Origin of the sequence: Arsenophonus sp. PmNCSU2021_1 (assembly GCF_036919435.1) — a bacterium.
Lineage (GTDB): Bacteria > Pseudomonadota > Gammaproteobacteria > Enterobacterales > Enterobacteriaceae > Arsenophonus > Arsenophonus nilaparvatae.
The window spans coordinates 301,842-319,810 of record NZ_JAZHPL010000010.1 but is presented as its reverse complement, the minus strand read 5'-3'; the positions used below and the strand labels follow the sequence as shown (position 1 = coordinate 319,810).

Below are 17,969 nucleotides of genomic sequence, written 5' to 3'. Positions count from 1 at the left end.
CTGAAGGTCACGACCCTGTACACGATTCTGTGTAAATGCCTTTTCTCAGTAGTGACCGTCCAGGCGGTCACCGAACTCGATAATAAAGCGGTTCATCGCCATACGCCAGTCCCTCAGCGGCATTGTCCATTTCTGTGACGCCGCCTGGATTGCCAGCCACACCACCTTTTTCACTGCGTCATCCGTCGGGAACACCTTACGCTTTTTGATGGCATGCCGGATCACGCTGTTCAGCGACTCTATGGCATTCGTTGTGTAGATCACCTTGCGGATGTCTGCCGGGTAAGCGAAGAACGTCGCCAGGTTGGCCCAGTTTGTCTGCCAGCTCCGGCTTATCTGCGGGTAGCGGCTGTCCCATGCGCTGGCGAACGCTTCCAGCGCCTGCTGGCCTGCTTCTGTTGATGGCGTCCGGAAAGCCTTTCAGACCGTCGACACAGGCGATGAGGATATCGTTCAGACCACGGTTTTTTAGTTCTGTCAGCACACTGAGCCAGAACTTCGCGCCCTCGTTTTCGGCCAGCCACATACCCAACAGTTCTTTCTGACCTTCGATGTTGATACCCAGGGCCAGAAACACGGATTTATTGATGACGCGACTGTCCTGCCGGACCTTCAGGACGATACAGTCAAGATAAACAATAGGATAGACTGCATCCAGTGGGCGATTTTGCCATTCGGTAACCTGCTCCATCACGGAATCGGTGACCTTCGAGACCAGCGCCGGTGAGACATCCGCGTCATACAGTTCTTTGAACGCAGCCGCTATCTCGCGGGTGGTCATCCCTTTGGCGTACAACGATAAAATCTGGTTATCCATCCCGGAGATCCGGGTCTGGTTTTTCTTCACCAGTTGCGGTTCGAAAGAACCGTCACGATCGCGCGGAGGGCGTAGTTCCAGAGGACCATCGCCGGTGGTAACGATCTTTGTGGAATAGCCGTTGCGGGAGTTGGCACCCGGTTTGGGCTGATTTTGTAGCCCAGATGGTGGGACATTTCGGCGTTGAGAGCCGCCTCAACGCTGATTTTCTTCAGCAGACGATCGAACTGGCTGAGATCGTCAGGGGTTTTGAGATTTTTGGCCAATTTATTAGCCAGAGCCTGCAATTGTTTTTCGTCCATAAATTAACCTTCATTTGATGCTGGATTGAACATATCAAAATCAGGCAATTACACAAATTTATGTACAGGCTCCAAAGAATCACAGCTAACGATGGATTTAGCTATCTAGCCGGAGAAATTGCAGCACCTTTTATAGCTTCTCTTACAACTGAATATTCATGTAGACTGAAAGTATGTGCGGAATGGGCGATTAAGCAATTTAAAGACTTGTCAACACAGGAATTACGAAATATTACACATCGCTTGTTTCAACAATGGTCAAGTCAATTCCAGATTATTCAATCATCTGGAGAATAATCATGGGTAATAACTATTTACAGCTTCGTAAAATATTGTTTAGGGGAACAGGAAAAGAAACTACTTTGTCTTTTCGCTCTGGAATTAATGTAATTTGTGGCGCTTCTGATACTGGTAAATCATTCCTCGCGGAATCCATTAATTTCATGCTAGGCGGTTCGAAGATCCGGAACATTACAGAACTGAAAGAGTATGGCGAAATAGAACTCGATCTGGTTTCTAGCAATGAAAAAAATTGGCGCCTTCATCCCTCAATTAATGGTGGAAATTTCAAGTTAATTGATTTAGATGATCCCCGCTCTGAAAACATCGTTCTTAACGAAAAGTATGTCAAAGGTAAAGAGAACGCTTTATCTGGTTTTTTACTTGAACAAATAGGACTACCTAATAAGAAAATTTTGAAAAATAGTACTAAACCGCAGACTATAACACGAGGTTCGCACAAAACTAATTTGGGTACGCTAATAAAACACGGATTTGCTCAGTAATAGCACTTTTGATTACGTCCCAATTTTGTTGATAAAGGGTTATTTTTTCAGATATACGACGTTTATGTTGTTCAAACCACGCAGAAATAGCGAGAAAAATATGATTTCTTTGCGCTCGGCTCGTGCGAGCCTGACAGCGTTCAATACCACAGTTTTGTTTAACTTCTCGATGATAAACTTCAACAGACCAACGGGCATCCATGATAGATTGGACGTATTGACGGGTGGGATTCTCTTTGTTTGTTACTATGTAATCAATACGGCCGTTTTTGGCTGTAAATTTGAAAACGGTTACCCAACCATATCCTCGCAAGTGTATTGACGTTCCTTCTTCTGAGATGTCTAACTTGTTCAGTTGTTTGTTATGGTTAACAATCCTATTTTTCCTCAGCGTGGTTACCCAGATCCAACCATGAGAGCGAATTGATTTCAGGTTATCCAGGCTAGAATACCAAGCATCCATCACTACCGCTTCTGGCATGATCCCTCTTTTTTTAGCAAGAGTGAGCATTTCGGAAAAGTGCGTGTTTTTTGTTTTTCCATCAGAATCTTTATCATAAATACGATAATTGATAGGAATTGATTCAACCTTCGTCAGATCATGCTAAAGCAAATTAACTAAACCTATGCCAGCAATAACATCATGTTCATTACCTGAATATTGATAATGGACCATCTCTATTTTTTTACTACGTGTTTTGGCAATCAATGTATCATCGGCAATTAGTACGCAAGGGCTTTTTTTGTCTATAGAAGGTTCAACTAATCGCCATAGGTCTTTAGGTCTAAAACATCTACTTTTTAGCCATCGGCTAACAGTGTCATGAGATAAAGGCGATGGGCTTACTTCTGATAACGCTAAACCAGAGTATCTTAAACTGCTTACTTGTAAGAATGTTTTATAGATATCTTTAATACATGGATAACCCGACAAAATATGAACACCCTGATTTTTTCTTGTTTTTAAATTTACACGAGTTTCGCACCAATAAAAAAACGCTCTATTTTTAAGTTTAATTCAGCATAATATATAAATAGATAAAACCTTATAAATTAAATATAACTTATTGTAAATTAAGTAAATTTATGCATTTCAGTAACTTGCAGATTAATCATTACTTTTAAGCCATTTCTAGAATTTTATAGGCCTGTGCGAAACTCGTGATTTATACTTCTTTTTTGGAGATTGCGAAACTCGTGTATAAGACTTAGTTTTCGTAACCTGGCACGATTTATTCTGATCCAAGAAAACGAAATTCAAAAAAAAGACTCACCTTTTTGTAGTGGACAATACACTACAAAAACCTCTGAGTTGGCAACCATAAAACTTTTACTGACGGGTATTGATGATTCTGCGGTCAACGTAGTGAATGAAAAAAGTTCTAACAATACAGCTCAAATTGAGCTGATTGATGAATTACTAGCAGAACTGTTTATTGAAAATATGGCTAAAGATCGTAAGGAATTAACCTCTCAATCTACCTATCTTGAAGATTCAATTGAGCATCAACGCCAAACTCTTATCTGTGCACAACAGCAACTGGATCTACTACTGCAACAAAGAAAACAAGCTTTTGAAGAACAAAATAGAATTCAAGAACGTCTTGATCAAATATCTGAATTACTTGCCAGATTTACTCTTTTACGTAAACATTATGTTGTAGATATTGATCGCCTGAAATCCATCCAGGAAAGTGGAATTATTTTCAAATATATCGATGTGATGCCTTGTCCGCATTGTGGAGCAAATCCAGCTCACCAAAATTCAGAACAAACATGTAACGGGGATGTAGATTCAATCGTCACTTCAGCAACAGCTGAAATAGAAAAAATTGAGCAACTTTTGATAGAGCTAAATGGTACTATCTCTGATCTTCTCAATGAAGCAGACGGACTTAAAATCCATTACAGAAATTCTGAAACAATTTACCAGAATTTAGATAAAAATATTCGTGAAATTATTGCTCCTAAAATTGATGGTTATAGAAGCTCTTATACTGAATTAATTGACAAACGTGCAGAAGTTCAAAAGTCCGTCGATTTGTTCTCACAATTGGATCGACTAGAAAGTAAAAAAACCACATTACAGAGAAATGTACCCATAAAAAAAGAGAACAAAAATTCACTAGTAGATATGTCCAACTCTATAACTCATAAACTTTCGTTAAAAATATCCTCTATTCTTAAAGCTTGGGATTTTCCCGGTGATTGCCATGTGTATTATGAAAAAAAGGATTCTGATTTTGTGATTGATGGAAAACCTAGAGGAAACCAAGGTAAGGGGCTACGGGCCATTAGTCATGCAGCGGTCAGTATAGCACTACTTGAATTTTGTCAGGAAAATGAATTACCACATCCTGGCTTTTTGGTTCTAGATTCCCCTCTACTTGCTTACTATAAACCAGAGGGTAAAGATGACTTTGCCTTACAATGTACAGATTTAAAAGTGAAATTTTATGATTACCTTATTCACCAGCACTCCCAAAATTGGCCGTTTTGGATTACTTTAATTAAAGTTTTTTATTAAAAAGCAATATTAAATAAAGTACATAAAATAGGGTTGCTCTAGATATTAAAAAGAATTTGTCGTATCTTATTTTTTCAGTTTTTAAGCTAAAATTAAATTATAAAACACTTTATAAACTGTTGAATTCGAAATCTTTAATTGACCGACAATTACTCTTACCCCCATTCCATAAGAACACAGTTGTCTTATTTCTTCTTATAAACACTGTGCTTATGCCCAAAAACTAAATATTATTTACTTTCGCTTCCAATAAACTTTCGTTTGTACGCTCTAGAATATGTTCACGTTCGGCTTGAGCAATTGCTGATAAGATAGTGACTATCATTTTGCCCATGGTACCTTCGATGTTGATACCATCATCTAAAAATCGTATCGCTACCCCCTTAATAGATATACAATAATCTCATTTAGATCATGAATTTTAACAAAAATAAAAGTTACTAAAATTAAATAAATTACGCAGAGATTCATAGTAATAATAAAATCAATATTTCGTCTTAAGCCATTGGGATACAAGGGATTGAAGCAATGAGTCGTACAAACCGTTCTTTAAGTCAAAACACCCCATGAACAGCTCCGAAGTAGCGTAGCTGTGCCGCTCACGCCATAGCGTGCTACGTTCTCTGATGGTACAATTATAAACCTGTTAACAAGTTTTAAAGCCAATCGGCGTAAGATGGCGAAGCTTCAGCGCCAGTTAAGCCGTAAAATAAAATTTAGCGTAAATTGGAAAAAGCAAAAACGTAAAATACAGTGCTTGTATTCTCACATAGCCAATATTCGTAAAGATTACCTCCATAAAACTACAACGGAAATCAGCAAAAACCAGGCGATGATAATCATTGAGGATTTGAAGGTCAGCAAAATGTCGAAATCGGCGAAAGGTACGGCGGAACAACATGGACGCAATCTACGCGCAAAATCAGGGGTAAATCGCTCGATACTCGACAGCGCTGGTACGAAATGCGGCGTCAGCTTGAATACAAGCAGCTATGGCGTAGTGGTCAAGTTTATCCACCTGCATATACAAGTCAGCGATGTGCCTCCTGTGGTTATATAGTGAAAGAAAACCACTTATCACAAAGCAAATTCGTGTGTTAGTCATGCGGCTCGTTGAAGCAGAAACCCACTGAAATGATTCAGACTGAAGTCTGAATGTAGTAGAAATCCTCGGCCTTTAGGACGGGGAGGATGTCAAAGACCAGTCATTGAGGAAGTGAGAGTGTGCAAAATGAGTAAAAATAAACAGGTTTTATTTCCAACTGTTAAGGAAAACCTAGTTCTAAATATGTCTTCGTTGGAGGCTAAGAAACATGAAGCTATGTCCTTTTTTGAACCTGTAAAACAAGGTTTCCAACTACAGTATGAAAATCTTAATGGGCGCTTATATCAAGGTAATTCATTTGACTGGCTTGAGTCTCTTGATGATGCGAGTGTCGACCTAGTTTTTGCTGATCCACCATATAATATAAAAAAAGCCAATTGGGACAATTTCGATAGCCAAGAAAAATACATTGAATGATCTATCAAATGGATCAAGCAATCATCACGAGTCTTGAAACCTACAGGGTCTTTGTATGTATGTGGTTTTTCGGAAATCCTTGCTGATTTGAAGCACCCGGCATCAAAGTATTTCAAGCATTGTAGATGGCTTATTTGGCACTACAAAAATAAAGCCAATTTAGGAAGTGATTAGGGACGTTCACATGAAAGCATAATTCACTTTCGTAAGTCTGATGCATCAAAAATCAATATTGACGATGTAAGAATACCTTACGGTGCACACACACTGAAATATCCATCTCACCCGCAGGCGGAGACAAGCGCTTATGGCAAGAGTACAAATAAATCACGAGACAATTCGACTCCTCACCCAAGAGGGGCAAAGCCAAAGGACGTGATAGATATTCCGACCACCTGCAATGGGATGGGCGAAAAAACACCTCATCCAACACAAAAGCCTGAAGAATTGGTGCGTAAGTTTGTTCTAGCATCCTCGAATGAGGGCGATCTAGTTATAGACCCATTTTCCGGATCTGGTACAACCTCTGTTGTTGCCGAGCAGCTTAACCGTAAGTGGATGGCTTGTGATCTCGATCCACAATATAATCAGTGGGCTATAGACAGGCTTAAAAGTGTTCGACGTATGACAAAATATGAATGGATAGCGCACGACCAAAAAATAGCAAAACAAAGGGAATCTATCCGATGAGTCTTTCTGATTTAGTAAGTCACGTAATAAATAAAGAACGATTTCACACCATCGAGCAATATATTGATTTTTGTACCAGTTACTTAGAATTCGTTGATACAGGATTGCAAGCGCGGATAGTGTCGCAAAACGAAGTCCACTATCAATTTTTCCAGTACCGAGAAGATGGAAGTTTCAATATCACTCGGCAACTGAATTCTAGCTTGATGTATGATGCTGAAGGTTTCGCCAAAGCTGAAAATCAGTTCCGCATGGCTTTTAGGCAATGGCGAGATGGTCAAATGCCATCCGACGACCTGCGTGAAAATTTGATTCGCACTATCTACACTATTCAACAATCCATTGGTGCCGCGCTCGATGCTTTCCTGCAGGGAAATCAAACCAAGCTAGAAAGGTGAATGGTGATTTATTTGAGCGACTTATTCGCTTGCTAAGTATCTGGAACGATGCAAGTTCCAGTAAAAGATAGTGATGATATTGAGCTTTTCAAATCCAGCTATCAGCATGATTTGCTGTTGAATAAAGATAATGAGTTAAAAATTATTGGCTCGGTAAAAACGTCCAGTAAAGACCGAATTGATAAGATTTTCATGGATAAATTTCTTTATAACCGTCTCACTGATACTGCTCTACCTCATATCGCTATTTTCTTGAATGATGTACAGCGAAAAAAGACAAAGCACAAAAATAAGTATGGAGTCAATGGTACGTTTTTACCAGGGCATTTCAAAGCATACACAGTCAAATTAAACCCATTAGACGGAGTTTATTACTGCGATATTCGTCCAAATATGGTCAGTGATCCATTACTTTCACAGCATATAAAAACAATTGACCATTTTTTCTATACTGATCTTTGGGAGCTACTAGATAGACCTAGTCAGACTCTGAAAGAAGTAGCTATCAAAGACTAAGACAAAAAGGCACTGTTGCAAAGATCGGGTCACTGATAATCTTCTCTGACAATTTAACCAACAGTGCCAAAAAATTAATAAAATTTGTGTTATGGGTTATTTAAATTAAATATTAATCATTAAGTGCTTTATAAACTGTTGAGCGCGCAATCTTTAATTGACGGGCAATTGCTGTCGCTCCTATTCCCTGGGAGCATAGTTGTTTAATTTTTTCTCGATCAACACTGCGCTTACGTCCAAATTGAACGCCTTTTAATTTCGCTTCCAGGCGGCCTTCGTTTGTTCGTTCTAAAATACGTTGGCGTTCTGCCTGAGCAACTGCTGATAAGATGGTGACTATCATTTTGCCCATCGTACCTTCGGTGCTGATACCATCATCTAAAAATCGTATCGCCACCCCTTCTTGGTCAAACTCTTTTATCAATTGGATCATATCAGCGGTATCACGGCCCAGGCGATCCAGTTTTTTAATCAAAATAATATCGCCCTCTTCGACCTTCAAACTCAATAGATTGAGTCCATCCCGATTAGTATGGCTGCCTGAGACCTTATCAGTAAAAATTCGATTTGCTCTTACACCGGCTTGTTTAAGCGCTTTAACTTGAATATCGAGCGATTGTTGACTGATTGAAACTCTGGCATAGCCAAAAAGCCGCATTAAATGTCTCCTTAATCGATTTAAAGACACAGAATGTCTTTTATTTTTATGAAACGATTTAATAGACATTTTAGAGCAGATATTTTTCCCTGTCTAAAAATTTATAACTTTGTCCACTAATCTGTACAATATGAGCATGGTGCAGCAATCTATCCAGCATAGCCGCTGTTAGCGTCTCATCGTCACCAAATGTACTTGACCACTGAGCAAAAGACAGATTACTAGTTAAGAGCACACTACCCGCTTCATATCGCTTTGCCACCACCTGGAAGAACAGGTTTGCTTCTTCCTTGCCAAAAGGTAAATAGCCAACTTCATCGATAATCAATAGTCTAGGTTTACTGATAACTCGGGTAAGATATCCTTTAAGGTCACCTTGTCGATGAGAGGTAAGCAGCTGCAACATCATGTCCGCCGCAGTTAGAAAACGGATGCTTAATCCCTGCATCGCAGCCCTATAGCTGATGGCAGTAGCAAGGTGGGTCTTACCGATGTCAGCGATCATGCAAAACTGATCCACTAACGATCATCTAAAACTGATCCACTTGGTATTATTCGTACATTTTTGTACGGGTAATTTATGTTAACCAAGGAGATATTTGTGGATATTCATGTTCGCGTTGCACAAGGACAAAGCCTTCGAAAAATTGCCCGTGAATTGGGCATTTCCCGTAACACCGTAAAACATCATTTACAACAGCAGGGAATGCCAACTTATGCTAAAAAAAGTAAACAACCGAGTAAACTGGCACCCTTTAAACCTTATTTGCTTCAGCGAATTGAATTGGCTAAACCTGATTGGATCCCTGCAACAGTCTTATTTGATGAGGTAGTTGAAAGAGGTTATCAAGGCGGTATTGCTCAATTACGCCGATTTGTTTGTCAATTTAAACCAAGCATCGTTCCCGAAGCTGTCGTCCGTTTTGAAACACAGCCAGGTCAACAAATGCAAATCGACTTCACCACCATCCGGCGAGGAAAACAACCCCTAAAAGCGTTTGTTGCAACGCTCGGCTACTCGCCTGCGAGTTATGTAAAATTCTTTGATAATGAGCGAGCAGAATCCTGGCAACAAGGTTTAAAAGACGCTTTCGACTATTTTGGTGGTGTACCACAGGAAGTATGGTGTGATAACGCAAAAGCTCTCATCATCGAACGGGATGCTTATGCAGAAGGTGAACATAATTAAATGTCGAAATGCTTCAGATGTCGAAAGATTACGGATTTAAATTGAGTGCTTGTAAGCCCTACAGGGCAAAAACAAAAGGGAAAGTAGAGCGCTTTAACCACTACTTAAAAAACAGCTTTATCGTACCATTAAATAACGACCTTCGTGCTCATAATCTTGAACTGGACATGGAGATAGCCAATGCAAAAGTGGGGCCCTGGTTACAACAAGTCGCTCATCAGCGGATTCACGGAACAACGTTAGAGAAGCCAGCAGATAGATTAGCTAAGGAAATTAAGTATCTTCTTCCTTTGCCAACAAGGATTTGCCAATCTATCCCGCAGACTAATGCGCTTAATATCCGTATCGTACCGCCGCTTGAATCTGTCAATTTGCAACACTCAATCAGCGTATATGAAGCATTGCTGGGAGGTGAACATGTTATTGCATGAACAAATTGAACACCTGTGTGAGTCATTGAAATTAAATTCTGTTCCGACTCATTGGTCATCACTTGCCCAACAGTGCATTGCCCAAGACAAAAGCTACGGAGAGTTTTTATTGTCCCTATTAAAATGTGAGCAACAACAACGAGATGAACGAACTCTCCATCTCTTTAGTCGGATGGCAGGATTCCCAACGCACAAAGAACTTAGTTCGTTCGATTTTAAGTTTGCAACGGGTGTTCCTAAGCAACAAATACAAGAATTAAGTGCATTAACTTTTATTGAACGTAATGAAAATGTCGTGTTGCTTGGCCCAAGCGGTGTAGGCAAAACGCATTTAGCTATTGGATTAGGATTAAAAGCAGTACAGGCCAGGAAGAAAACTCGCTTTACAACAGCGGCTGAACTGATGTTGCAACTCTCAACTGCTAAACGACAAAATAAGCTCAAACAATATCTCACGAGTTTCGCACCAATAAAAAAACGCTCTATTTTTAAGTTTAATTCAGCATAATATATAAATAGAAAAAATCTCATAAATTAAAAATAACTTATTGTAATTTAAGTAAATTTATACGTCTTAGCAAGTTACAGATTAATTATTGTTCTGAAGCCATTTCTAGAATTTTATATGCCGGTGCGAAACTCGTGTATCTATCACGTTCGGTAATGGCCCCGAAGTTGTTGATCATAGATGAGATTGGATACCTGCCATTTGGGCGAGAGGAAGCAAACCTATTTTTCAATGTGATTGCCAAGCGTTATGAGCAGGCAGTGTCATATTGACGAGTAACTTATCATTTGGACAATGGCCTGGTGCTTTTGCTGATGACGCAACATTAACCGCCGCTATGCTTGATCGTTTACTTCATCATTCGCATGTACTGCAATTGAGCGGTGAAAGCTATCGATTGAAAGATAAGCGGCGATCAGGAGCAATAACCGAGTAAAACAGTGGATCAATTTTGATTGATCGTATTTAGCTAAAAAGTGGATCAGTTTTCGGTGATCGTTGACACTGTGTTTGATTTCATGGTGAGACGCCTTTTTCCTGGTGTTGATTAATAAACTGACGTGGGTCGAATTCCCCTAGCTGACTAAGCATGTTGTCGGTATTAAACCCGTTTAAGTTACTGCCTTGGGGCACAGTCCGTTTATCCGTCCTTTCCCTGTTACCTGCTTCTGCTTGCATTTCTTCAATGATTTTTAGCTGAAACCCTTCCTAGAAAACCACCGTCACTTCATTGCCTGCGCCGATAGGGATAATCGGGTGATATTGTCCAGCGCGTTTGATGTAATAGTTACACGAGTTTCGCAATCTCCAAAAAAGAAGTATAAATTTAAAAACAAGAAAAAATCAGGGTGTTCATATTTTGTCGGGTTATCCATGTATTAAAGATATCTATAAAACATTCTCACGAGTTTCGCACAGGCATATAAAATTCTAGAAATGGCTTAAAAGCAATGATCAATCTGCAAGTTACTAAAACACATGAATTTTCTTAAATTACAATAAGTTGTATTTGATTTATAAGGTTTTATCTATTTATATATTATGCTGAATTAAACTTAAAAATAGAGCGTTTTTTTATTGGTGAGAAACTCGTGAAGATTCAGAGAAGGCACTGAACGCTTTCATCGAAACGGTGACAGAATCTTTGAAATCCGGCAGTGACGTACAGCTGATTGGCTTTGGTAGCTTTCAAGTTAGGCCAAGAGCAGCTAGAGATGGACGAAACCCAAAAACGGGCGAGGCACTTAAAATTGCTGCTACCAACGTCCCAAGTTTTAAAGCGGGTAAAACTTTGAAAGAAGCTATTAATTAAAAATTCAGGCAAAAAAATAGCCAATAGGCTGGTGTTGGCTAGAAACAATGAGTAAAACTCTTTATGTAATAAGATAACATATAGTATTACAATTGATAATAATTATCAACAACTATGCTTCAATACCTCATCTTCGACAATTAACATCATCATCGCTGTTAATCCGGTGTCTTTAGTTCGCTTCGTTCACAGCTTAGCAAGAACGCTAACGCAGTATTCCATATAATATATTCGTTTCTCACCGCTTCCCGGGCTTCCGTGATTAAACTATTGGCATTCTCTATCACTATTGAACCTGAGTTCGGGATAAGAAATAAAGAGAAAGTCTTGATATTCAAATAGTTGAATGAGCCTGTTTTGTTAAAATACTCTAACAGTCTGGTTAAAGAGTAGAGCATTGTTAAACAATTATGGAAAATCTTACTGAACTTTATTGCCTGATGGATGATTTTTGCAAAGACTTCGAGCCAAAAATGCATGAATATTTGCTGACTAACGGTACTAAGCGTCGTAGACGGTCTACTCAGCTTTCGTTGGCGGAAATGATGACACTGGTTGTGTTGTTTCATCAACTCCGATTCAGGCAATTCAAGGTATTTTATCTCTATTATGTCCGCTTATATCTCCGGAAGGAATTTCCTAACTTGCCATCCTATTCACGCTGTGTAGAGTTACTTCCGCGTAGTGCCTTAGCGTTAACGGCACTGTTTGAGTCAATTAAGGGAAAATGCACGGGGCTATCGGTTGCCGATTCTACTCCGATAGCGGTGTGTGATAACTTACGGATCCGCAGACATAAAGTCTTCAATGGGATAGCTGAACGGGGAAAAAATTCAACAGGTTGGTTCTTTGGTTTCAAGCTTCATGTAATTATCAATCATTTGGGGGAAATACTCAGTTTTCGACTCACACCAGGAAACACCGATGATCGGAAACCATTGCCTGAGCTGACAAAGGATCTTTCTGGTTGTTTGTACGCAGATAAAGGGTATTTATCGGCTTCACTGAAACAGCAACTCAAAACGATGGGAATTAGCCTTATAACGAATATCAAGAAGAAAATGAAGCCTATTAAACAGACTTGTTTCGACAAAGCCATCTTGCGTCATCGTTCTGTCATTGAAACGGTATTTGATGAGTTAAAAAATCTTTGTCAAATAGAGCATACGCGACATCGCTCTCCGGCTAACTTTGTAGTGAATTTATTAGGCGGACTGGTTGCATATTGTTTAATGCCATCTAAACCAAAGATACCTGTTGCAGGTACGTATCTTCAAGTATAATTGATAATGCTTATCCCGAACTCAGGTTATTGAATATCGCTTTACGTGCCTAACGGCATCAAAAAACCACTATAAGCGATTCCACGCCACGCAAAATTATTGGCAATACGTTTTATGAGTTAAATCCCAAAAACGCCGTACAGAGCGTTTTAGGAGGCTTAAAATTGATTTCTGAACTAGATATGAACTGCAATATCAAAAAATTTTCAGATTTCTCTAAAATTCCCTGTAATCGATTTTTCGGGTGTTTTCAGATAGAAAAAATCTGATTTTACCCCAAAAATTGCAGTAGATGCCCCGCCGCGCCTGCCCACCAAAAGTGGCGTTTTTTATGCAGTTGCACAATGCCGTTCAAAGTAGGCCAGTACTGGCATTTTCGGTGATTTTAGGTGGGTAAAAACTTGTGCAAATTTGTGCACTTTTATGCAAATCCATGCACTTATTTTTTTTATCGCTTTAAAGGAAATTTTGACAAGCATTACGATTTATCTATACTGTATAAACAAACAGCATTGAGGGTGTTATGTTAAATATTGATATTAAACACGAGTTTCGCACAGGCATATAAAATTCTAGAAATGGCTTAAAAGCAATGAGCAATCTGCAAGTTACTAAAACACATGAATTTTCTTAAATTACAATAAGTTGCATTTGATTTATAAGGTTTTATCTATTTATATATTATGCTGAATTAAACTTAAAAATAGAGCGTTTTTTTATTGGTGCGAAACTCGTGTTAAATTCACAGAAAGAGACATCCAGGGAATGCCAAAGGGTTCGATGTCAGCGCTGGAAAAAGAAATTATAAAAAAAATAGGTATTCGTTATTCTGATATGATATTGAGGGTTAGAAAAAGCTCATCTCAGGGGATAAATATATCTGGAGTTAAAGGTGAAGAAAAAAACAAGTAATGAAAGCGATAGAGAAAATTTGGGAAGATGATAGTTGGCTCCCTCTTTAGACATTAACACCATTGAAAATATCGTATGAGTAAAAACCGCAGTTTGAAAAAGTTAAACATCAAACGCAAAGACCATGTCTTTGTAGCTAAACCGTTTTTAGTATTTGATGTTAAGAATCAGCATTCTTCACAATTTTTTGATACTTACGATGAAGCCGCTGATTACTGTATTGATAAGGGATTATCAACATTTCCGGAAGTCGGTGAAGTGAGTTACAATAATCCTAATGAGATTTCCCTTTCTCCCGTTAATTTTTATTTTGTGCCAAAAAATTCATCAACAATCTATGTGATTGATGTTGATGATTTTGAGGAAGTGAGCAAGCAACTGTCTTGAACAGTATATTTATGGAGCAACGTTATGATACGACTCATCCCATTCTTGGTTCTTTCTGAGAATCGCATTCAGGATAGTCAGCAGTTTGCGCATACAGGCAACCAGCGCCACTTTTTTGGCTTTTCCTGCTGCAACCAGCCGTGTGTAAAATGCTTTTATCACCGGATTGAAACGAGTTGCAACCAGTGCAGCCATGTACAAAGAGGTTCGAACTCCGGCCCGACCGCCAAAAATGGTTCGTCGGCCACGCATGGTTCCCGAGTCTCTATTAACAGGAGCTACCCCAACCAGTGCACTGATCTCCCTGCGCGAGAGTTTCCCTAACTCAGGGACTTCTGCCAGCAATGTAGCAGCAGTCATCATACCAATGCCTTTGATAGTACTTAGCCGCTCTGCAAGCTCGTTGAAATGATCCGTAATATGCTTATGCATATCCTCGTCAATCCGTTTAAGTTCATTTTCTAGTGCATTGATGATGTTACTGATGCTTTTTCTGTTTTGCGGGTGAGATGGATGCATCCGGTTTCTTTCAGCTACAAGCATTGCAATCAGCTGGCGTCTGCGCACCACCATAGCAGCAAGAATCTGACGCTCTGCATCGGGAATAGCCTGGATAAAACGTGACCGCTCAGGATGGCGGTTAATGACATCAGCCATCTGAGCTAAAACTCTGGCATCTATTCTATCAGTCTTTGCCAGATAGCCCATGGATCGAGCAAAGTCTCTGGCTTGCCTGGGATTGATAACGGCAACATCAAAACCTTCAGCCTGAAGAGCGCATGCAATCGCTGCCTCGAGACCACCTGTAGCTTCCATCAGAATCAAGGCTATGTTGTTCTTTTTCAGTTGATAAATGATGGTATCGAACCCGTCAGGGTTATTGCTGACTCTGAACTGCTCAATGTTATTGGTGCCTGCAATATCCAATGAAGCTTTAGAAACATCAATTCCTACACAAATTGGATTTAGCTGACTCATATTACCCATCCTTGCAAATACGTTATGAATTACGGACAACTGTTCGGGTTTCAGATGAGTGGCTAAGTGTATGCATCATTCGCTTTGCTACGGGCTATAAACCCCAGGGACAATCGGATTACATACACCTTGCCAAATCTAATCGCTATTATTATAACCAAATTTCAAGATACAAGGGATATACGGTAAATACTTTAACAGCAGTGAGCCGACCTTAAAGCCCGATATGCGCTTTGTGGTCACCGAACTGGGCGGCTTGAAAGCCAATCGCGATTTGTTAATGGCGGTGTTATTTACGCTCATGCTCTGGTCAGAAAACCTGATGTACAACACGCCGCGTAGCTTACGCAAGATGAACATCATTGATGAAGGCTGGAAACTGCTGGATGCCAAAAGTCCTAAAGTCCGCGATTTCATCGAAGAAGGTTACCGTACCGCCCGTCGGCATAATGGCTCCTTTGGCACCGTGACACAAAGCATCCGCGATAAAAATTTAAGCACGGCAGCGCTGGCCGCTTATGACAACAGCAGTTTTAAATTCACGCTGATGCAAGACGTCAAAGCCTTTACCACCTTTCAGAAAGAAGAGCCTTCCACCTTTAACGAGATGGAGTGGGCGTTAATTCAAAAGTTTCCACCTGCCAGCCGTGCCGGATTTAGTGCGGTGCATTTGAGCGTCGGCGGTTACAGCAGTTTTCACCGATTGATGCTAGACCCGTTAAGTAATGAGCTTTTCTCTTCCCGAGGTGACGACTTCACCTATCGGGAGAAACGCCTAAAAGAAGGCACGAACATCAATGACATTCACGAGTTTCGCACCAATAAAAAAACGCTCTATTTTTAAGTTTAATTCAGCATAATATATAAATAGATAAAACCTTATAAATCAAATACAACTTATTGTAATTTAAGAAAATTCATGTGTTTTAGTAACTTGCAGATTGATCATTGCTTTTAAGCCATTTCTAGAATTTTATATGCCTGTGCGAAACTCGTGACATTATTTTTGAAATGGTGCAAAAGAAAGACCCTGCGTTATTGGCGAAATTAAAGCAGGTGAAACCGTGAGAAAAGGAGGTGTGAATTGAACACTATGGTAGTGACGTTCCTGATTGTGATTGCATTGATGTGCAGTCTTTTTCAGTTCATCACCAAAACGAGGAAAAGGCAAATTGTGCTTAATAGTGCGTCAATCCTTGCCATGATGACTGGCCTTTTCATGTCGTGATTAAATCAGCTTGAGGCAATTTCTTACTTGCCTCATGGGGTGGGATTGTAAAGATACAGAAAAGGAAGACCTTGCAATTAACTTTTTTGGAGACAATAAATGCAAAAAATAGTGGCATTACTCACAGGATTAACGAAAACGCAGGCAATAAGGAAAGCAATCACGTTCACTTTTGCGTCGTTTTTCATTCTGTTGGTGTCTTGTTTTTATACCGTTGGGGTAGGGGCAGGCGGGATATCGTTCAACGCCGTCACCCAACTAATAAAACAAAACCCTAACCTTGAAATCCTGGCGCTTTTTTGGGGGATGACCCAGACACTCTGGATTTTAGGGATTTTTTGTTTGGGTTTGGCAATCGTTGAGTATTTCAGCCAAAAAACAACCCAGCCTCGATGGGTCAACGCCGTGTTAAAGCCAAACGCCTATTTAAAGTGGATGGTGGAAATGCTGTATTGGTCAGCGATAATTTTGCTGATGGTGGGATTCACTGCTCGCAATCTCGGACTAGATGTCAGTCAAATTCAGCTGTTCGCCGTTAACGCGAATCTGCCCTCGCCGCTGATATTTTTCCTTTCTTTAGGGCAAGCGGCATTAATGTCTTCAGGTTTACTTGCCCTATTAGGCGTAGTGACTAACCTGTCTACCCTAAAAAAGCCAGTCACCAAGGCCTGACCGCATGAAAAAGACCATCATCATTAATTTCATCATAGGAAGTTTATTAAGTGCGCTGCTGATTGTTTCCGTACACCACTGGCTTTTTCCGCCGACGAACATTGTCACGTTTGATATGAAAAAGACCACCGATCGCTTTTTGGTGCAGGTGAGCAAACTGGACTTGTCAGATGAGAAAAAAGACCAGCTGATAGAACGATATAACACTACCTTAAAGCGGGTGCTAGAAAAAAACAGTAAAAGTAACACCGTGATACTGGTCAATAGTGCAGTGATGGCAGGGGCAGTGGATAAAACGGCTGATATCCAGCAACAGATTGCCGAGGCGATGAAAAACCATGAATAAATGGCTGCCTTGCATCGGTATGTTGATGAGCTTTAGTGCGGGAAGTCTGGCTACTGAAATTGGCACGTTTGGCGATGTGTGGGAGATAGCCGAACAAAATTTGCTGACGGCGATTGAAGGGCAGGTCGAAAGTGCTTTTTTAGGCAATGAGGAAAAAATTCACCAGGAATGGCGTGAGCGGGTAACAAAAAATGCTGAGCGACCTGAGCCGGTACAGGGATTGACCAAAGCGGTGAAAAATACCACGCGGACGTTTGACCCCAGTTTTACGGTCACCAAAGATATTCGTGACCACAACGGCACGGTTTTTGCGCGCAAAGGGCAGAAGGTGAGTCCCTTGTATCTTGAAATTTGGTTATAATAATAGCGATTAGATTTGGCAAGGTGTATGTAATCCGATTGTCCCTGGGGTTTATAGCCCGTAGCAAAGCGAATGATGCATACACTTAGCCACTCATCTGAAACCCGAACAGTTGTCCGTAATTCATAACGTATTTGCAAGGATAGG

Annotated in this window: 20 protein-coding genes and 9 pseudogenes; 19 read left to right on the top strand and 10 right to left on the bottom strand. The window is 40.1% G+C overall.

Features of this window, described 5'->3' with window-relative positions:
• Nucleotides 1–45: 45 nt before the first annotated feature.
• From V3224_RS30325 to V3224_RS30320, 3 genes and pseudogenes are all read right to left on the bottom strand, one after another.
• Nucleotides 46–174 (bottom strand): hypothetical protein, encoded by a 129-nt coding sequence (locus tag V3224_RS30325; RefSeq protein ID WP_442891007.1) that lies wholly within the window; start codon nucleotides 172–174, stop codon nucleotides 46–48.
• A 9-nt stretch (nucleotides 175–183) separates the two neighbouring features.
• Nucleotides 184–898: pseudogene (locus V3224_RS24430) on the bottom strand (IS256 family transposase); the annotation flags it as partial.
• The gene (locus tag V3224_RS30320; protein ID WP_442890994.1) at nucleotides 844–1,119 is read right to left on the bottom strand and encodes a hypothetical protein; all 276 of its coding nucleotides are present in this window, start codon (nucleotides 1,117–1,119) and stop codon (nucleotides 844–846) included. The gene V3224_RS30320 and the pseudogene V3224_RS24430, both read right to left, overlap by 55 nt.
• A gap of 60 nt (nucleotides 1,120–1,179) precedes the next feature.
• On the opposite strand from V3224_RS30320, the gene V3224_RS24425 reads away from it, so the two are divergent.
• Nucleotides 1,180–1,416 carry an ABC-three component system middle component 2 gene (locus V3224_RS24425; protein WP_334473209.1) on the top strand — a complete coding sequence of 79 codons (237 nt, stop codon included), beginning with the start codon at nucleotides 1,180–1,182 and terminating at the stop codon, nucleotides 1,414–1,416.
• A 2-nt stretch (nucleotides 1,417–1,418) separates the two neighbouring features.
• Entirely contained in the window at nucleotides 1,419–1,904 is a 486-nt protein-coding gene (locus V3224_RS24420) for an AAA family ATPase (protein WP_334473208.1), read from the top strand.
• Here V3224_RS24420 and V3224_RS30315 read toward each other — a convergent pair.
• Nucleotides 1,864–2,838, bottom strand: a pseudogene (locus V3224_RS30315) (IS701 family transposase). The gene V3224_RS24420 and the pseudogene V3224_RS30315 sit on opposite strands and share 41 nt — an antisense overlap.
• A 252-nt stretch (nucleotides 2,839–3,090) precedes the next feature.
• On the opposite strand from V3224_RS30315, the gene V3224_RS24405 reads away from it, so the two are divergent.
• Nucleotides 3,091–4,431 carry a hypothetical protein gene (locus tag V3224_RS24405; RefSeq protein ID WP_334472298.1) on the top strand — a complete coding sequence of 447 codons (1,341 nt, stop codon included), beginning with the start codon at nucleotides 3,091–3,093 and terminating at the stop codon, nucleotides 4,429–4,431.
• A gap of 81 nt (nucleotides 4,432–4,512) precedes the next feature.
• On the opposite strand, the gene V3224_RS30310 is transcribed toward V3224_RS24405, so the two are convergent.
• Entirely contained in the window at nucleotides 4,513–4,620 is a 108-nt protein-coding gene (locus tag V3224_RS30310) for a hypothetical protein (protein ID WP_442890740.1), read from the bottom strand.
• 34 nt (nucleotides 4,621–4,654) lie between these two features.
• The gene (locus V3224_RS24400) at nucleotides 4,655–4,765 is read right to left on the bottom strand and encodes a recombinase family protein (protein WP_442890724.1); all 111 of its coding nucleotides are present in this window, start codon (nucleotides 4,763–4,765) and stop codon (nucleotides 4,655–4,657) included.
• 279 nt (nucleotides 4,766–5,044) lie between these two features.
• Between V3224_RS24400 and V3224_RS24395 the strand changes: the two are divergent.
• From V3224_RS24395 to V3224_RS24375, 5 genes and pseudogenes are all read left to right on the top strand, one after another.
• Nucleotides 5,045–5,529, top strand: a pseudogene (locus V3224_RS24395) (RNA-guided endonuclease InsQ/TnpB family protein); the annotation flags it as partial.
• 133 nt (nucleotides 5,530–5,662) lie between these two features.
• The gene (locus V3224_RS24390; RefSeq protein WP_334472297.1) at nucleotides 5,663–5,953 is read left to right on the top strand and encodes a hypothetical protein; all 291 of its coding nucleotides are present in this window, start codon (nucleotides 5,663–5,665) and stop codon (nucleotides 5,951–5,953) included.
• Between the two features lie 189 nt (nucleotides 5,954–6,142).
• Nucleotides 6,143–6,643 (top strand): annotated as a pseudogene (locus V3224_RS24385) (DNA-methyltransferase); the annotation flags it as partial.
• 119 nt (nucleotides 6,644–6,762) lie between these two features.
• Entirely contained in the window at nucleotides 6,763–7,041 is a 279-nt protein-coding gene (locus V3224_RS24380; protein ID WP_334472296.1) for a hypothetical protein, read from the top strand.
• A 48-nt stretch (nucleotides 7,042–7,089) separates the two neighbouring features.
• Nucleotides 7,090–7,557, top strand: coding sequence for a hypothetical protein (locus tag V3224_RS24375; protein WP_334472295.1), 468 nt, complete (start codon nucleotides 7,090–7,092; stop codon nucleotides 7,555–7,557).
• 112 nt (nucleotides 7,558–7,669) lie between these two features.
• Here the strand turns inward: V3224_RS24375 and V3224_RS24370 are convergent, their stop codons facing one another.
• Together V3224_RS24370 and V3224_RS24365 are read right to left on the bottom strand one after the other, a co-directional pair.
• Complete coding sequence (locus V3224_RS24370) at nucleotides 7,670–8,215, bottom strand: recombinase family protein (protein WP_334472294.1); 546 nt, start codon at nucleotides 8,213–8,215, stop codon at nucleotides 7,670–7,672.
• A gap of 70 nt (nucleotides 8,216–8,285) precedes the next feature.
• Nucleotides 8,286–8,708 (bottom strand): annotated as a pseudogene (locus tag V3224_RS24365) (ATP-binding protein); the annotation flags it as partial.
• A gap of 87 nt (nucleotides 8,709–8,795) precedes the next feature.
• On the opposite strand from V3224_RS24365, the pseudogene istA reads away from it, so the two are divergent.
• The 3 genes and pseudogenes from istA to V3224_RS24350 all read left to right on the top strand — a co-directional run.
• Nucleotides 8,796–9,835 (top strand): annotated as a pseudogene (gene istA, locus V3224_RS24360) (IS21 family transposase).
• On the top strand, nucleotides 9,822–10,343 hold the full coding sequence (locus V3224_RS24355) for an ATP-binding protein (RefSeq protein ID WP_334472293.1): 522 nt from the start codon (nucleotides 9,822–9,824) through the stop codon (nucleotides 10,341–10,343). The pseudogene istA and the gene V3224_RS24355 overlap by 14 nt, the downstream one beginning before the upstream one ends.
• Before the next feature lie 140 nt (nucleotides 10,344–10,483).
• Nucleotides 10,484–10,779 (top strand): annotated as a pseudogene (locus tag V3224_RS24350) (ATP-binding protein); the annotation flags it as partial.
• Nucleotides 10,780–10,859: 80 nt separating this feature from the next.
• Here the strand turns inward: V3224_RS24350 and V3224_RS24345 are convergent.
• Nucleotides 10,860–11,132, bottom strand: a pseudogene (locus tag V3224_RS24345) (F-type conjugal transfer pilus assembly protein TraB); the annotation flags it as partial.
• A gap of 310 nt (nucleotides 11,133–11,442) precedes the next feature.
• Here V3224_RS24345 and V3224_RS24340 point away from each other — a divergent pair.
• From V3224_RS24340 to V3224_RS24325, 4 genes and pseudogenes are all read left to right on the top strand, one after another.
• A pseudogene (locus V3224_RS24340) lies at nucleotides 11,443–11,655 on the top strand (HU family DNA-binding protein); the annotation flags it as partial.
• 410 nt (nucleotides 11,656–12,065) lie between these two features.
• The gene (locus tag V3224_RS24335; RefSeq protein WP_334467716.1) at nucleotides 12,066–12,938 is read left to right on the top strand and encodes an IS982 family transposase; all 873 of its coding nucleotides are present in this window, start codon (nucleotides 12,066–12,068) and stop codon (nucleotides 12,936–12,938) included.
• 780 nt (nucleotides 12,939–13,718) lie between these two features.
• On the top strand, nucleotides 13,719–13,850 hold the full coding sequence (locus tag V3224_RS24330; RefSeq protein ID WP_334473205.1) for a DinI-like family protein: 132 nt from the start codon (nucleotides 13,719–13,721) through the stop codon (nucleotides 13,848–13,850).
• Nucleotides 13,851–13,925: 75 nt separating this feature from the next.
• Complete coding sequence (locus V3224_RS24325) at nucleotides 13,926–14,237, top strand: hypothetical protein (RefSeq protein WP_334473204.1); 312 nt, start codon at nucleotides 13,926–13,928, stop codon at nucleotides 14,235–14,237.
• 9 nt (nucleotides 14,238–14,246) lie between these two features.
• Here V3224_RS24325 and V3224_RS24320 read toward each other — a convergent pair whose 3' ends face one another.
• Entirely contained in the window at nucleotides 14,247–15,215 is a 969-nt protein-coding gene (locus tag V3224_RS24320) for an IS110 family transposase (RefSeq protein WP_032115191.1), read from the bottom strand.
• 169 nt (nucleotides 15,216–15,384) lie between these two features.
• Between V3224_RS24320 and V3224_RS24315 the strand changes: the two genes are divergently transcribed.
• From V3224_RS24315 to V3224_RS24300, 4 genes are all read left to right on the top strand, one after another.
• The gene (locus V3224_RS24315; RefSeq protein WP_334473246.1) at nucleotides 15,385–16,059 is read left to right on the top strand and encodes a TraG/VirB4 family ATPase; all 675 of its coding nucleotides are present in this window, start codon (nucleotides 15,385–15,387) and stop codon (nucleotides 16,057–16,059) included.
• 483 nt (nucleotides 16,060–16,542) lie between these two features.
• On the top strand, nucleotides 16,543–17,115 hold the full coding sequence (locus V3224_RS24310; RefSeq protein ID WP_334473203.1) for a hypothetical protein: 573 nt from the start codon (nucleotides 16,543–16,545) through the stop codon (nucleotides 17,113–17,115).
• A 4-nt stretch (nucleotides 17,116–17,119) separates the two neighbouring features.
• Complete coding sequence (locus V3224_RS24305) at nucleotides 17,120–17,461, top strand: TrbI F-type domain-containing protein (protein ID WP_334473202.1); 342 nt, start codon at nucleotides 17,120–17,122, stop codon at nucleotides 17,459–17,461.
• Nucleotides 17,454–17,822 (top strand): hypothetical protein, encoded by a 369-nt coding sequence (locus V3224_RS24300; RefSeq protein ID WP_334473200.1) that lies wholly within the window; start codon nucleotides 17,454–17,456, stop codon nucleotides 17,820–17,822. The genes V3224_RS24305 and V3224_RS24300 overlap by 8 nt, the downstream gene beginning before the upstream one ends.
• Nucleotides 17,823–17,969 lie beyond the last annotated feature (147 nt).